9 protein-coding genes, 2 tRNA genes and 1 pseudogene are annotated in these 14,380 nt (G+C 63.1%); 9 read left to right on the plus strand and 3 right to left on the minus strand.

Features of this window, described 5'->3' with window-relative positions; translation table 11 throughout:
• The first annotated feature begins 4 nt into the window (after nt 1-4).
• From AUC70_RS07460 to AUC70_RS07495, 8 genes and pseudogenes are all read left to right on the plus strand, one after another.
• A pseudogene (locus tag AUC70_RS07460) lies at nt 5-1,938 on the plus strand (DUF3604 domain-containing protein).
• 15 nt (nt 1,939-1,953) lie between these two features.
• A complete protein-coding gene (locus tag AUC70_RS07465) occupies nt 1,954-3,891 on the plus strand; it encodes a DUF3604 domain-containing protein (RefSeq protein ID WP_069444280.1) in 1,938 nt (645 codons plus the stop codon).
• Between the two features lie 108 nt (nt 3,892-3,999).
• Nucleotides 4,000-4,860 (plus strand): peptidyl-prolyl cis-trans isomerase, encoded by an 861-nt coding sequence (locus AUC70_RS07470; RefSeq protein WP_069444281.1) that lies wholly within the window; start codon nt 4,000-4,002, stop codon nt 4,858-4,860.
• Nucleotides 4,857-5,843 carry a HupE/UreJ family protein gene (locus tag AUC70_RS07475; RefSeq protein WP_069444282.1) on the plus strand — a complete coding sequence of 329 codons (987 nt, stop codon included), beginning with the start codon at nt 4,857-4,859 and terminating at the stop codon, nt 5,841-5,843. The genes AUC70_RS07470 and AUC70_RS07475 overlap by 4 nt, the downstream gene beginning before the upstream one ends.
• Nucleotides 5,844-6,063: 220 nt before the next feature.
• The gene (locus AUC70_RS07480) at nt 6,064-7,389 is read left to right on the plus strand and encodes a DUF3300 domain-containing protein (protein WP_158007396.1); all 1,326 of its coding nucleotides are present in this window, start codon (nt 6,064-6,066) and stop codon (nt 7,387-7,389) included.
• 367 nt (nt 7,390-7,756) lie between these two features.
• Nucleotides 7,757-8,677 carry a DUF2950 domain-containing protein gene (locus AUC70_RS07485; RefSeq protein ID WP_069444614.1) on the plus strand — a complete coding sequence of 307 codons (921 nt, stop codon included), beginning with the start codon at nt 7,757-7,759 and terminating at the stop codon, nt 8,675-8,677.
• 145 nt (nt 8,678-8,822) lie between these two features.
• On the plus strand, nt 8,823-9,290 hold the full coding sequence (locus AUC70_RS07490; protein WP_083241378.1) for an RNA polymerase sigma factor: 468 nt from the start codon (nt 8,823-8,825) through the stop codon (nt 9,288-9,290).
• Nucleotides 9,287-11,419 (plus strand): vWA domain-containing protein, encoded by a 2,133-nt coding sequence (locus AUC70_RS07495; RefSeq protein WP_069444284.1) that lies wholly within the window; start codon nt 9,287-9,289, stop codon nt 11,417-11,419. Before AUC70_RS07490 ends, AUC70_RS07495 begins: the two co-directional genes overlap by 4 nt.
• 118 nt (nt 11,420-11,537) lie before the next feature.
• Here the strand turns inward: AUC70_RS07495 and AUC70_RS07500 are convergent.
• A tRNA-Pro gene (locus tag AUC70_RS07500) sits at nt 11,538-11,613 on the minus strand.
• Nucleotides 11,614-11,840: 227 nt separating this feature from the next.
• Here AUC70_RS07500 and AUC70_RS07505 point away from each other — a divergent pair.
• A tRNA-Gln gene (locus AUC70_RS07505) sits at nt 11,841-11,914 on the plus strand.
• A gap of 241 nt (nt 11,915-12,155) precedes the next feature.
• Here the strand turns inward: AUC70_RS07505 and AUC70_RS07510 are convergent.
• Both AUC70_RS07510 and AUC70_RS16225 read right to left on the minus strand, forming a co-directional pair.
• A complete protein-coding gene (locus AUC70_RS07510; protein WP_069444285.1) occupies nt 12,156-13,901 on the minus strand; it encodes a recombinase family protein in 1,746 nt (581 codons plus the stop codon).
• Nucleotides 13,894-14,376, minus strand: a complete 483-nt coding sequence (locus tag AUC70_RS16225) for a DUF2924 domain-containing protein (protein ID WP_083241379.1) — start codon at nt 14,374-14,376, stop codon at nt 13,894-13,896. The genes AUC70_RS07510 and AUC70_RS16225 overlap by 8 nt, the downstream gene beginning before the upstream one ends.
• Nucleotides 14,377-14,380: the final 4 nt, after the last annotated feature.

Raw genomic sequence — 14,380 nt, forward strand, 5'->3', positions numbered from 1 at the left:
GATCATGAAGTCAAATGCATCATTGATCACATCCGGGCTCGCACTGTTTGCAGGATGCTTCTTTGCCGGGGCGGCTTTCGCCGAGCCGGAATCGGTCACGCGGGAGGTCATACAACTCCCGACGAAGGAGGGCGTGGCAGAGATTGTACCGCCTGAATTCTCTCCCTACGCGGGCCGCAACTTTCCCACCAAGGTCTATTGGGGCGATACCCATCTGCACACGGCGGTCTCGGTCGACGCCGGAACCATGAACCGCATCGGCCAGGAGGACGCCTTTCGCTTTGCGCGCGGCGAGGAGATCACGACCACGCACGGTCTTCGCGCGAAGCTTTCCCGTCCGCTCGACTTCCTCGTGATTTCAGATCACGCCGAGATGTATGGGCTGATGCCGCAATTGCTGAGCGGCGATCAGGAGATCCTTTCCACCGAGATCGGAAAGCGGTGGTACGAGGCTCTCACGGCGGGTGACAATCAGAAGAAGTTTGATACGGCGATGGAAATCGTCGGGTCACTGTCGGGCGACGAGCCGCCGATCAAGAGCGATGAAGCGATACAGAATGCCTGGCAATACTACACGGCGCTGGCCGATAAATATAACGAGCCCGGCAGGTTCACGGCGCTCATCGGCTATGAGTGGACGGCCATCGGCGGCGACAACCTGCACCGCAATGTGATCTTCCGCGGCGACTCGAGTGTTGCCAACAGGATCGTTCCCTTCTCGCAGTACGACAGCAAGAATCCGGAGGATCTTTGGAAGTACCTGCAAGCCCTCAAGTCCGATTCCCACACCCAAGTGCTCGCCATTCCCCATAACGGCAATCTGTCCAACGGCCGCATGTTCACCGTGGAGACCTTCGACGGTAAGCCGCTGACGAAAGAGATGGCGGCGATGCGGGCCGATCTCGAACCGATCGTCGAGGTCACGCAAATCAAGGGCGACGGGGAAACGCATCCGTTTCTGTCGCCGAACGACGAATTCGCGGACTACGAAACCTGGGACAAGTCCAACCTCAACGGTACCGAGGCGAAGACCAAGGACATGCTGCAATGGGAGTACGCCCGTGAAGCTTTGAAGACCGGGCTGAAGCTCGGGGACAAGCTCGGCGTCAACCCATACAAGTTTGGCATGATCGGCTCGACGGACTCGCACACATCGATGGCGGCGGTCGAGGAGGAGAACTTCTTCGGCAAGCATTCCGGCGTCGAGCCCGAGCCGCATCGTTGGGAGCACGTCGTGATCGAAGCGCCCGATCCTGAATTCACCATCAAGGGCTGGCAGCAGGCCGCCGGCGGCTATGCCGGCGTCTGGGCGACCGAGAACACCCGCGAGGCGATCTTCGACGCGATGAAGCGGAAAGAGACCTACGCGACCACGGGGCCGCGCATGACGGTGCGCTTCTTCGGCGGCTGGGATTTCGACGAAGCCGACGCCAAGACGCGGCTTCCCGCGGCCGCGGGCTATTCCAAGGGCGTGCCCATGGGCGGCAATCTCAGCGCCGCGCCGCAAGGCAAGCTCCTACATTCTTGGTCGCGGCAGCGAAGGACCCCTATAGCGGCAATCTCGACCGCATTCAGATCGTCAAGGGCTGGCTGAACGCCGACGGCGAGACCGAGGAAAAGGTCTACGACGTGGTGTGGAGCGGCGATCGCAAGCCCGGCGCAGACGGAAAGCTGCCGCCCGTGGGCAATACGGTCGATGTCGAGAACGCCACCTGGAGCAACTCCATCGGCGAGCCGGAAATGATCACGGTGTGGACGGACCCTGACTTCGATCCGGACAGAAGCGCCTTCTACTACGCACGCGTGATCGAGATCCCGACACCGCGCTGGACGGCTTACGAGGCCAAGCGCTTCAACGTCGACATGACCGACGACGTGCCGATGACAACCCAGGAGCGCGCCTACACCTCGCCCATCTGGTACACGCCGTCGTCCTAATGGAAGGAGAGAGTGATGGCTGTTCGCTACGCAGTGCTTCTGGTTGCGACCGTCGCGGGATCGGCACTTCTTGCCTTTCCCTCCGTTGCCCAGCAAAGCGTGACCACGGACGGCGGAACCATCGACCGCGCCGAAGTCGAGCGCTTCTTCAACCAGCCGGGCTACTCCCCCTACGCGGGGCGGAGTTTTCCGAGCCGGCCGCTCTGGGGCGAAATCCATCTGCATACGTCATGGTCGCCGGATGCGATCGCCGCCGGTACGCGCGTTGGGCCTGATGAGGCGCTGCAATACGCCAAGGGTGCGGAGATCACCTCCAGCACCGGTCAGAAAGTGAGGCTGTCACGCCCTTACGACTTCATGATGGTCGCGGATCATTCGGATGCGCTGGGCGTGATGAGCGGCGTCCTCGAAGGCGACCCATCGTTGTTGTCCGATCCGAAGCTGAAAGAATGGCATGACGGCATGAACGCGGGCGGCGAGAAGGCGAGCGCCGTGGTGATGGAGATGATCACGCTTCAAAGCCAGGGCAAGCTGCCGAAGGCCGTGACGGATCCCAACGTCCAGTTCGACATGTGGCACAACATGACCGAGATCGTGGAGGGCCACAACGAGCCCGGCAGGTTCACGGCGTTGATCGGCTATGAGTGGACCTCGAACTACGGCGGCGGCAACAATCTGCATCGCAACATCGTTTACCGCGACGGCAAGGACAAGGCTGACCAGGTCAGGCCGCTGACCACCTTCGACACCGAAATCCCGAACGAGCTCTGGGACTGGATGGCGGCTTACGAGGACAAGACCGGCGGCCGGGTGCTGGCGGTCCCGCACAACGGAAATCTCTCGAACGGGCTGATGTTCGCCACGGAAACACCCGACGGCAAACCGATCGACGCGAAGTGGGCCGAAGAGCGCGCACGCTGGGAACCGCTCTACGAGGTCACGCAAAGCAAGGGCACCTCGGAGCAGCACCCGAAGCTCGCACCGTCCGACGAATTCGCCAACTTCGAGATCTGGGACAAGTACAACCTTGCCGGCGTGCCCAAGAAGCCCGGCGAGATCGAATACGAATATGCGCGCCAAGCGCTGAAGCGTGGCCTTGCGCTGGAGGACGAGTTCGGCACCAACCCGTTCAAGTTCGGTCTCCTCGGGTCGACCGACGACCATACCGGCGTGTCCTCGGCCGAAGAGAACAACTTCTTCGGCAAGTTCCCGGCGAGCGAACCGTCGCCTGAGCGGTCCACCGGCAACGCCTTCGATTTCGACGGCAACACGGTGAAGGACTGGCAGCTCGGCGCTTCGGGCCTCACCGCCGTTTGGGCGCCGGAAAACACGCGCGCCTCCATCTGGGATGCCATGAAGCGCAAGGAGGTCTACGGCACGACCGGCTCGCGGATCTTCGTGCGCTTCTTCGGCGGCTGGGCCTTCGACAAGGACGATGCGGAGCGCCGCGATCCGGGCACGGTCGGTTACGGCAAGGGCGTCCCCATGGGCGGCGATCTTCCTCCGGCGCCTGACGCCAGCGGTGCGCCGACATTCCTTGTCGCTGCATTGAAGGACCCGATTTCCGGCAATCTCGATCGTATCCAGATCGTCAAGGGCTGGGTCGATGCGAATGGCGAGATGCATGAGAAGATCTATGACGTCGTCTGGTCGGGCGACCGCAAACCCGGTGAAGACGGCAAGGTGCCGCTGATCGGCAGCACGGTCGATGTTGAGAAGGCGACCTGGACCAATACGATCGGCGCACCGGAGCTGATCACGGTGTGGCAGGACCCGGACTTCGATCCATCGCTCAAGGCGTTCTACTACGCCCGTGTGATCGAGATCCCGACGCCGCGTTGGACCGCCTTCGACGCGGCCTATTTCGAGGACGCGAAGTTCGATGCCGACACGCCGATGACGGTCACCGAGCGCGCCTACACGTCGCCCATTTGGTACACGCCGAAGAGTTAGCGGAATTTCGCGTGACGCATCCGGCCTTGAACTCTAGGGATCCTGCATGAGTGTTCTTGGCCGGCTTGCACGCGAGCCGCTCTTCCATTTCGTACTGGTCGCGCGGTCGTGTTCGCAGCCTACGCCTTCTTTGCAGATGGCGACGAGACCGAGACCCGCGACCGCATCGTCGTGACCGAGGGGCGTGTCCTGCAGCTTGCGCAAGTTTTCGCGAAGACCTGGCAACGGCCGCCAACGCCGCAGGAACTGCGCGGGCTCTTGGACGCCTACATCAAGGAGGAGGTCTATTACCGCGAAGCCGTCAAACGCGGTCTCGATAGGGACGACACCCTCATTCGCCGCCGCATGCAGCAGAAGATGGAGTTCCTGTCGGAGCCCGGCGAAGACGCGCTGGCCGCGGACGATACAGCGCTGCAAGCCTATCTCGATGACCACAAAGACGCCTATCGCGTGGAGCCGAAGCTGGCGTTCGAACAGGTCTTCATCAATCCGAAGCTGTCCGGCGGCGATGCGAACGCGCGCGCCACGGAGATGCTTCAGGCTCTGAAGGCAGGCGATGATCCGGCGAAGATAGGTGACCCCACTCTGCTGCCGAGGTCCGTGCCCCTTTCGCCATTACGTTTGGTCCAACGCGACTTTGGCGATGACTTTGCAGATGACGTGTTGCGCGCCCCGGCCGGCGAATGGATAGGACCGGTCGAGTCTCCCTTCGGTCTGCATCTCGTACGCGTCGCCAAGCGCGTGGAAGCCTACGATCCAAAACTCGACGAGGTGCGGGATGCCGTGCGCCGCGATTGGCGCAATCTGAAACGCCAGGAGCACCAGGCGGACGCCTACAACAAGCTGCGCGCGCAGTATGACGTCGTCTTGCCGGAACTGAAGTCTCCGAAGCCGGAGACGCCGATGGAGCCTGAGACGTCATCGCAGCCCGGGAAATCCTCACGGCTGGAGAAGGGTGAAGCGGAGTGATCCGGCTCCTCGCAGCGGTATTTTTCCTGGTCACGCTTCACAGCGCCGCGGACGCCCATGAACTGCGCCCAGGCTTCCTGGAGATCAGGGAGACCGGCGCGGAGGCTTACGACATCAGATTCAAGGTGCCGGCGCGCGGCGACATGCGCCTCGGCCTTCACGTGCGGTTGCCCGCCGAGTGCGCGGAAACAGCGCCGACACACAGTGAACGGTCCGGCGCGGCGCTGGTGGAACATTCGGCGGTGCGATGCCCCGGCGGACTCGCGGACCGCGAGGTGTCCATCGACGGGCTTTCCGGCACGTTTACGGACGTGGTCGTGCGCGTGGAGTCCGAGGACGGCGCCGTCCAATCTGCGCGCCTGACACCGGACAGCCCATCCTTCACCGTGGAGGCGGCGCCCACCTGGGTCGAGACGGCCCGAACCTATTTCCTGCTGGGCGTGGAGCACATTCTACTGGGGGTCGACCATCTGCTGTTCGTTCTCGCACTCCTTCTGCTCGTTCGCGACGTATGGATGCTGGTCAAGGTCATCACAGCCTTCACCGTGGCGCACAGCATCACGCTCGCCCTTGCGGCCTTAGGCTGGGCTCAGATTCCGCAGGCGCCTGTGGAGGCCGTCATCGCGCTCAGCATCATGTTCGTGGCGGCGGAAGTCGTACGCCAGACCGGCCCGGAGAGCGATCTCACCAGGCGAATGCCGTGGCTGGTCGCTTTTGCATTCGGGCTCCTGCACGGTTTGGGCTTTGGCGGCGCGCTGAAGGAGATCGGCCTGCCGCAATCCGATGTCCCGCTGGCGCTGCTCACCTTCAATCTCGGCGTGGAGGCGGGGCAGCTCCTGTTCGTGTTTACGGTGGTCGGCGCCAGCGCCCTTGTCCGCCGGGCCCTATCACTCGATCGCGCATGGCTCCGGACGGCGGTCGGCTACGGAATTGGTTCGTTGGCGGCCGTCTGGTTTGTTCAGCGCGTCGCACTCTTCTTGTAGAGAGTGTGCAACCAGTTGGATCCGCGCCGTGTTTTGGTCATAAACGGTGCGGCTACTGGCCCGCGCGCTTTGTCCCGGTGCTTCGGTGCCTGGTCAAAACCGGGAAAGACGTGAGGACAACGACCATGGGTGAGAAGATGCGGTTTGTGGCAGTCTTAGCGGCGTTCACCTCCGCGCTTGGGTGTACGGAACGGCCCTTGCGCAGGACTCAGACTCGGTTGTGGAAGCCGTCTCGCCGCCGCCGCAGGCGGAGGCGCCCGCCGATGCTGGAACAGCCGTTGCGCAGGACTCGGACTCGGTTGTAGAGGCCGTCTCGCCGCCGCCACAGACGGAGGCATCCGACGTTGCCGGCGCCGCGCCGTCCGACGGAGCGCAAGACACGCAGCTCAGTCAGGCCGAACTCGAGCAACTCGTGGCCCCGATTGCGCTCTACCCCGATCCGCTCCTCGCCAATGTTCTGATCGCCTCGACCTATCCGCTGGAAATCGTGCAGGCCGAACGCTGGTATCAGAAGAACAAAGACCTCAAGGGCGACGCTTTGCAGAAGGCGGTGGCCGGGCAGGATTGGGACGACAGCATCAAGGACCTTGTCTCCGTGCCCGACGCCCTTGAGATGTTGAACAAGGATCTCGACTGGACCCAGAAGCTCGGCGATGCGGTTCTCGCGCAGCAGTCTGACGTGATGAACGCCGTCCAGGCTTTGCGGGCGCGCGCGAAGGAGAATGGGACGCTCGAGTCCAACCCGCAGCAGACCGTGACCGTGACGCAGACCGTCGTACAGAACAACACTGGGTCGTCCAGCGGTGGAGGGACGTCAACGCAAGCCGCGCCGCCCCAGGAAGTGATCGCCATCCAGCCGACCAACCCCGAAAAGATCTATGTGCCGTATTACGAGCCGTCGGTCGCCTACGGCGCTTGGCCCTATCCGAGCTATCAGCCCTATTACTTCCCGCCGCCGCCGGGCTACGCCTTCGGCAGCGCGCTCGCGACCGGGCTCGCGTGGAGTGCCGGATTTGCCATCGGCAATGCGATCTGGGGCAACGACATCAATTGGGGCCGCAACGACATCAACGTGAACGTCAATCGCAACATCAGCGGCAACACGATCAACCGCAACAACGTCAACGTTCAGAAGTGGGAACACAATTCCGAACACCGGCGCGGGGTCCAGTACAACAACACCGAGGTTCGGAACAAATTCGCGAACAGCGGCAACCGGAACAACATCGGCGACAACGCGGGCAATCGGCGCCCGGGTGGTGCTGACGGCCGTCCCGGCCCCGGCAATCGTCCGGGGAATCCCGGCGGTCGTCCGACAGTCGGCGATCTCGAATCGGATTTGAAAAAGCCGGGCGGCGGCGCAGCCGCCCAGGAGGCGGCAACTTGGCCGACAAGCGGCCCGGTGGCGGCAATGGGCGACCGGCAATCTTGCGGGAGACAAGCGTCCCGGCGGGGCAGGCGGCGGCCGTCCATCGGTTGGCGACATCGAGGCTGGGCTCAAGAAGCCGGGTGGTGGCGCGAACCGGCCTGGGACCGGCGGTGGTGATCGCCCCAAGGTCGGAGGCGGTGGTGGACCAAAGCCAGGGGCTGCAAATCGTCCCGGTGGCGGTGGCGCCCAGGCCAATTTGAGGGATCGTCCCGCAAGCAAGCCGGCTGCCAAGAGGCCCGCCGCAAGCAAACCGGCGGCGAGGAAGCCGCAAAGCCGGCCGAGCGGCAATGCCTTCCAAAAGGGTGACGGCGCCCGTGCGCGCCAGGCCTCGTCGCGCGGACACGCGAGCGCTGGCGGTCGACATATTTCGAGAGGCGGTGGCGGCGGACGCCGTGCCGGCGGCGGTGGCCGGCGCCGCTAGACGCCGGCAGGCAAAAGACTAGAAGCTAGATGCAATGAATCAGACTCTAGAGTGGTGGATGACATGCCCTTAGTTCGACAACTGTGCCGCGCGGTGTTCGGCGTTTCGCTTCTCGTCCTCTGCACGCAGGCGCAGGCCGCGCAGCAGTTCGACAGTGCCGATGCGGCGATCGAAGCGCTCGTGAGTGCGGCGCGCGGTGGAGACAAGGAGAAGCTGCTCGAGATTCTCGGCCCGGAAGGCCAGGATGTCGTCAGCTCCGGCGACGAGGTCGCGGACAAGAATGCGCGTGAAGGCTTCATGGAAGCCTACGACAAGGCTCACAAGCTCGAGACGGAAGGGGACGATTTCGCCGTTCTCCTCCTCGGCGAAGACGATTGGCCGTTTCCGATTCCCGTCGTGAAAACCGAGGACGGAAAATGGGAATTCGATACCGAGGGCGGCATGGAGGAGATTCTCATCCGGCGCATCGGCCGCAACGAACTCTCGGCCATCGAGGCGGCGCGCGGCTACATCAAGGCCCAAGAGGACTATCTCGCGCTCAATCCGGACGGGAAGACGCCGCCGGCCTATGCGCAGCGCATCATGAGCTCGCCCGGCAAGAAAGACGGCCTGTACTGGCCGACGGAGGAGGGCGCCGACGACAGCCCGCTGTCGAAGAAATTCGCCGAAATCATCGAGGAGGGCTACAAGCCCGACGGGGTCAATCCGATCCCCTATCACGGCTACTACTTCCGCATCCTCAAGAGCCAAGGCGAGGGCGCCGAAGGCGGCGCGCGCGACTATGTCGAGGACGGCCGCATGACGGGCGGCTATGCCTTGATCGCCTTTCCGGCCGAGTACAACAATTCGGGCATCATGACATTCATCGTCAATCAGGACAGCCGCGTCCTTGAGAAGGACCTCGGCGAGGACACGGTGGAGATCGCCGGCAAGATCGACACGTTCGCCCCGGACGACAGCTGGGAGCCCGCCCAGACGCCGTAGCCCCAATCAGGCCCTGAAAATATTTTTCGGAAACGCCCAAGGATTCGGGCGCGAGCATCGTCCAACCTTGTGACATGCGCATGCCGACCGGAGACAACGAACTGGCGGGACAGGCCGCGGCGGGCGATGCCGAGCCTTTCGCGTCCTGCTGGAACGGCACTATGACGGCATTTTTCGGCTGACTTACCGCTTTGTCCGAACACGCGCCGACGCGGAGGATATCGCGCAGGATGTCTGCGTCGGTCTTGCCGACCGGCTCGGCTCGTTCCGTGGCGATGCGAAGTTCACCACCTGGCTCTACCGGATCGTCTTGAACGCCTGCCGGGATTGGGCGCGGCGCCAAGCGAGCGGTCAGCGGGCGATGGCCAGTTTCGCAGATGTGGACGACTTGCGCCGGGCCGCGGATGCCGATCACGCCAGCCAGCTCGAGTGGGTTTGGACGACGCTCGGTCAGTTCCCGGAAGAAATCCGCGAGACAGCAGTGCTCGTGCTGGCCCAGCAACTCAGCCACGGCGAGGTCGCGTCCATTCTCGGCGTGAAGGAATCGACGATCTCCTGGCGCATGCATGAACTGCGCAAGAACCTCAAACAGCGCGCGGACGAAGAGAGATGAGTGACAAGTTCGACCAGTTGAAAGACGCGTTGCAGAGCGAGCCGCCTGCGCCGAATCCGGAAGCGCGGCAGGTAGCGCTCAACCTCGCCATGGCGCGCTTTGCCGAAAAAAATGTGGCCCACGCCCAAGGAACAGCGCTTGAGGGTCGTCCTACCTCCAGCGGCGGCAAGGGGCCGTCGGCAACCTGGAGCACGATCATGACTACGTTGAAGCCCTCGAATTGGAATTGGACCCCCGTCCTGGCTGGTGGCGCGAGCCTCGCCGTCCTGACCTTGGCTGTGTTGTCGACCCATTCTTTGAGACCCGAATTGTTCGACTGGCGGGAGACCGCTGTACCGCCGTCGAAGCTGGCGAAGGGGGAGGCTGTCCCTACACCGGTGAAACCGGGTGACCAAGACGCATTGGCCACGCAGGATACGTCCACCGAACAAGAAGAGCCGATGAAGATGGCGACAGCTGAGCCCACGCCCGCGGCCCCCGTCGAGCAGGATGACGAAGCGGCGATGCCGCCCGCGCCCGAAATGCGGGCGTTGCCGGCACCAAGCATGCAGGGTGCGCCGGTAGCGGGCGATCGGTCCGGCTTCTTTGCCGGACGTTCCCAAATGGCGAGTCCCGGGTCGGGCTATGCAGTACCGGCGGCTCGCCTTCGCCAGACGGACATTCCGGCACCCGACTATCGCGAGCAGGGGCGCGACCGCTTCGAGGCGTTCGACCCGAACCCGGTCAAGGTCGTCAAAGAAGACCCCGTCTCGACCTTCTCGATCGACGTGGACACGGCGTCCTATGCGTTCATGCGTGCGCGCCTGAACCAGGGTGTGCTGCCGGCACCGGACTCGATCCGCGTGGAGGAGCTCGTCAACTACTTCCCGTACGACTATGCGGGGCCGGAGAGCACGACCGTGCCGTTCAAGACCAATGTGTCCGTGATGCCGACCCCCTGGAACGCCGACACCAAGCTGATGCGGATCGGCATCAAGGGCTATGAGCCGGCGGCGGCTCAGCGGCCGCGCGCGAACCTCGTCTTCCTGATCGACACGTCGGGATCGATGCAGGCGCCGAACAAGCTGCCGCTCCTGCGCAACGCCTTCAAGCTGCTGCTCACCTCGCTCGATCCGGACGACACGGTGTCCATCGTCACCTATGCGGGGTCGGCCGGAACGGCGCTGGAGCCGACCAAGGTATCGGACACGCCGACGATCCTGGCCGCGCTCGAGAAGCTGTCGGCGGGCGGCTCCACCGCGGGCGGCGAGGGGATCCGCCAGGCTTATGCGCTCGCCGAAGCGAACAAGGTCGACGGGATCAACCGCGTGATCCTCGCGACCGACGGCGACTTCAATGTCGGCATTTCGGACAAGGAGACGCTGAAGGACTTCGTGGCGCGCGAGCGCGAGAAGGGCGTGTCTCTGTCCGTGCTCGGCTTCGGCGCGGGCAACTACAACGACGCGCTGATGCAGGCGCTCGCGCAGAACGGCAACGGCAATGCCAGCTACATCGATACTCTGAACGAAGCGCGCAAAGTGCTGGTCGACGATGCGGCCGGCACCCTTCAGACAATCGCCAAGGACGTCAAGATCCAGGTCGAGTTCAATCCCGCGGCCGTTTCCGAATACAGGCTGATCGGCTACGAGACCCGGAAGCTGAACCGCGAGGACTTCAACAACGACAAGGTCGACGCGGGCGAGATCGGCGCCGGACACACCGTGACGGCGCTCTACGAGATCGTGCCGGCTGGTTCTTCTGGGCGTCTGGTCGAGGATCTGCGGTACCAGTCGGACGATGCAGCGGCGCCTGCGGATCCCGAGAGCACGGACGAGATGGCGTTCGTGAAGATTCGCTACAAGCAGCCCGATGGCGCCAAGAGCGAGCTGATCAGCACGCCCGTGACCGGTGCCGACGCAGTCTCGTCCATCGGGGGCGCCGATACGGATGCGCGCTTTGCTGCGGCGGTTGCGGGCTTCGGGCAGGTGCTCAAGGGCGGCCGCTATACCGGCGACTGGTCCATCGACGACGCGATCACGCTCGCGCAAGGCGCGCGCGGCCAGGACCCGTTCGGCTACCGTGCTGAGTTCCTGAACCTCGCCCGGCTCGCGAAGACCGCCGCGGCCTTGGAGCCCCTCAAGCAGCGCTGACGCGTCACGCATCTCTCGCCAAGCGGAATTCGGCGGGGGATGCGGCCGCCCGTTCGCGGCCCAAGGCCCGGAGCCGCCCCTGGGGCTGCTCGAAGTCACTAATTTTCAGGAGAAATGCTGGTCGGAGTGGCAGGATTTGAACCTGCGACCCCCTCGTCCCGAACGAGGTGCGCTACCAGCTGCGCTACACTCCGCCACGACCAGAGATTTGGCTGGAAGAGGACCGTATATAGACGGCGGCGGGCCCGCCCGCAACAACGAGGTGGGCGGTTCGGTGCAAAGTTTTTTGGTGCCGAATAGGCCGATCCATTGCCGAACGGGCCCGATACTGATACGACGGCAGCCCGCTCAGCCAGATGCCGGGCCGCCGGTTGAGTCGCTTGGCTCGCCGGGCGATGGAGCGGCTTCCGAACAAGCGTGATGGGGCGTGGCCAAGCGGTAAGGCAACGGGTTTTGGTCTCGTGATCCCAGGTTCGAATCCTGGCGCCCCAGCCACGCTAAATCATTGATGCAGAACGATAAATCGTGTTTCACGCGCGTTTCACACGACCTCCCGTTTCCGGGCGGTTTCCGGCGCGTTTGCGCACTCGCGTCACGCCAGCCTTGCGGCAGAGACGTCTTTGTGCGGAACGAAGGCCGCTGCCGAGGCGCAAGTCTCTCGGCGGGCATTCGGTGGTCAACATTTTATGTCGAGTGCAACGGAAGCATCGCGCAGCAACAGGGCGCAAAACCCGCCCTATTGTCGCTGAAACCCGAGCAGCTTGCGCTGTTCGTTCCAGTCGGTAGGGAGTTTGAGCGCCAGCCGCATCAGCCGCTTCGCGCTGAGTTCGGGTGGGTGTTTTCCGTTGATGATGGCAGTAACGATATCGGGTGCCAGCGACGGAAGCCTCAGCAGGCGTGACAGGTACCCGATGGTAAGTCGCTCTTGGCCGGCTATGGCCGGCACCGTTAGGTCGGGATCCTGTAGCAAACGCTCTTGAAAGTCATGCGCACGAGCGATGATCCGCAGCAATCCTGGATCGGCGATCGCGCGATCCTCGGCGTTTTGCACGATGAGCTTGATCTCTCGGCCAACGCGCTGGAGTCGCGCCTTGACCTTGAGTTTCAGGATGTCGTCGGTGCCCGTAGCAGCCGGCGCGAACGAAGGCTGCTCTAACGTCTGCGCCCGGAGTAGGCTGTGAAGCCGCTGTCGATACACTCTGATTTCCACGTGCTCGGCTTTTATGTCGACCCGGTTGACCAGCGCCATGAGAATGGATCGCACTAAGTCTGGGGCAAGCGTGGGGAGTTCGTCGGAAATCTGCCGGCCACGTGTGATAAGCCTCTTTTGCTGGGCTCCGTTCTGCTCCTCATCTCTGATAGCACTCAGGACCGCTCCCTCATCGCCGAGGAAGTCGCGGAGCCTGCCGATCACTAGGTTCTCTAAGTTGCCGGCGGGAATCCGCCGCCCCTGTGAATGGTCCTTGGCTGCTCCAGTGATGAGTGATTTCGATACATAGTACCGATAACGCGTGCCCTTCTTCACGGCATGCGTAGGAGTCAATCGTTCGCCGCTGTCGTCGAAGGCCAGTCCCGCTAAGAGGCTGGGATACTTCGCATCTGCGCCTGTGCTCCGATCCACCCGGTTCTCGGCGAGGACAGCTTGGACCTCGTCCCACAGGGCCTGGTCCACGATGGCTTTATGCTCTCCGGGGTAGGCACTTCCCTTGTGCGTGATGTCGCCGCGATAGATGCGGTTCTGCAACATGAGATAAAGGACACCGCGAGAAAGCTTGTGACCACCATAGTTAGCCCCGTCGGCAAAGGTACGACACTTGCTGCGAATTCCCGCAGCATCGAGTTCAATTTTAAGGGCGCGCACTGATCGAAGCTCGACATAACGCCGGAATACGTTGAGCACAGTCTTTGCTTCTTCCTCATTGACGACGAGCTTCCGATCCCGGACGTCATAGCCGAGCGGTGGCAGGCCGCCCATCCACATACCCTTTTTCTTCGAGGCGGCGATCTTGTCACGGATGCGCTCTCCCGCGACCTCCCGCTCGAACTGAGCGAAGGATAAGAGGACATTGAGGGTTAGGCGGCCCATGCTCGTGGTAGTGTTGAACTGCTGCGTAATGGAGACGAAGGAGACGCTACGCGCTTCGAAGACTTCCACGATCTTGGCGAAGTCGAACAGGGAGCGCGTCAGCCGATCGATCTTGTAGACGACGACCACATCCACCGTGCCTTCGGCGATGTCGGCGAGAAGCCGCTGTAGGGCAGGGCGGTCCAATGTCCCGCCTGAGTAACCGCCGTCGTCATATAGATTTGGCAAGACCGACCATCCCTCGTGCTTCTGGGACAGGATGAAGGCCGCGCAGGCTTCGCGCTGCGCATCGAGTGAATTGAACGCCTGCTCCAGACCTTCGTCCGAGGACTTGCGGGTGTAGATGGCGCAACGCAGTCTTGAGGGGCGAGGCGTCGCCTCTCGCGACCTAGCCATTGTTTGCTCCCGTCTTAGAACTTGTGCCGGCTCGCACGAGACCGAAAAAGCGAGGTCCGGACCAATGGGCACCTGTGATCTTCTTTGCGACCTTTGTGAGTGAGGGATAGCTCGCCCCGGCATATTCGAAGCCGTCCTCAGTCACCGTGACGGTGTGCGTGCGGCCATGCCATTCGCGCACCAGCCGGGCTCCCGGCTTCAGGGTGAGGCCAGGATCTGGAGCCACCCGGCCTGTGGTCCGGAACATCCTTGCCAGTGTCCTGAGCTTGCGGCGCGTCGTCTTGCCGAGCCCGCCGTGCTCAAGCTCCTGGCGCCGATACGCGATTCCGCGGATTAGAAGATCTCGGCTGATCCTTGGCGATACGGTGCGGCAAAGCCGTCGCCACTCACCGCGGAGTTCGTCGAGGCTAGCGCTTGCAAGGTCAATAGTACGCCCCTGCACTTGGCGCGGTCGAGCGGTTGTAGTTCCTGACATGGCT

It is taken from the genome of Methyloceanibacter stevinii (assembly GCF_001723355.1).
In the GTDB taxonomy this organism is placed as follows: domain Bacteria; phylum Pseudomonadota; class Alphaproteobacteria; order Rhizobiales; family Methyloligellaceae; genus Methyloceanibacter; species Methyloceanibacter stevinii.

Bases quoted from the DNA above. Each gene is read 5' to 3' on its own strand.
- AUC70_RS07485 (WP_069444614.1), top strand. From the start codon at position 7,757: ATGCCCTTAGTTCGACAACTGTGCCGCGCGGTGTTCGGCGTTTCGCTT.
- AUC70_RS07510 (WP_069444285.1), bottom strand. From the start codon at position 13,901: ATGGCTAGGTCGCGAGAGGCGACGCCTCGCCCCTCAAGACTGCGTTGC.
- AUC70_RS07495 (WP_069444284.1), top strand. From the start codon at position 9,287: ATGAGTGACAAGTTCGACCAGTTGAAAGACGCGTTGCAGAGCGAGCCG.
- AUC70_RS16225 (WP_083241379.1), bottom strand. From the start codon at position 14,376: ATGTCAGGAACTACAACCGCTCGACCGCGCCAAGTGCAGGGGCGTACT.
- AUC70_RS07465 (WP_069444280.1), top strand. From the start codon at position 1,954: ATGGCTGTTCGCTACGCAGTGCTTCTGGTTGCGACCGTCGCGGGATCG.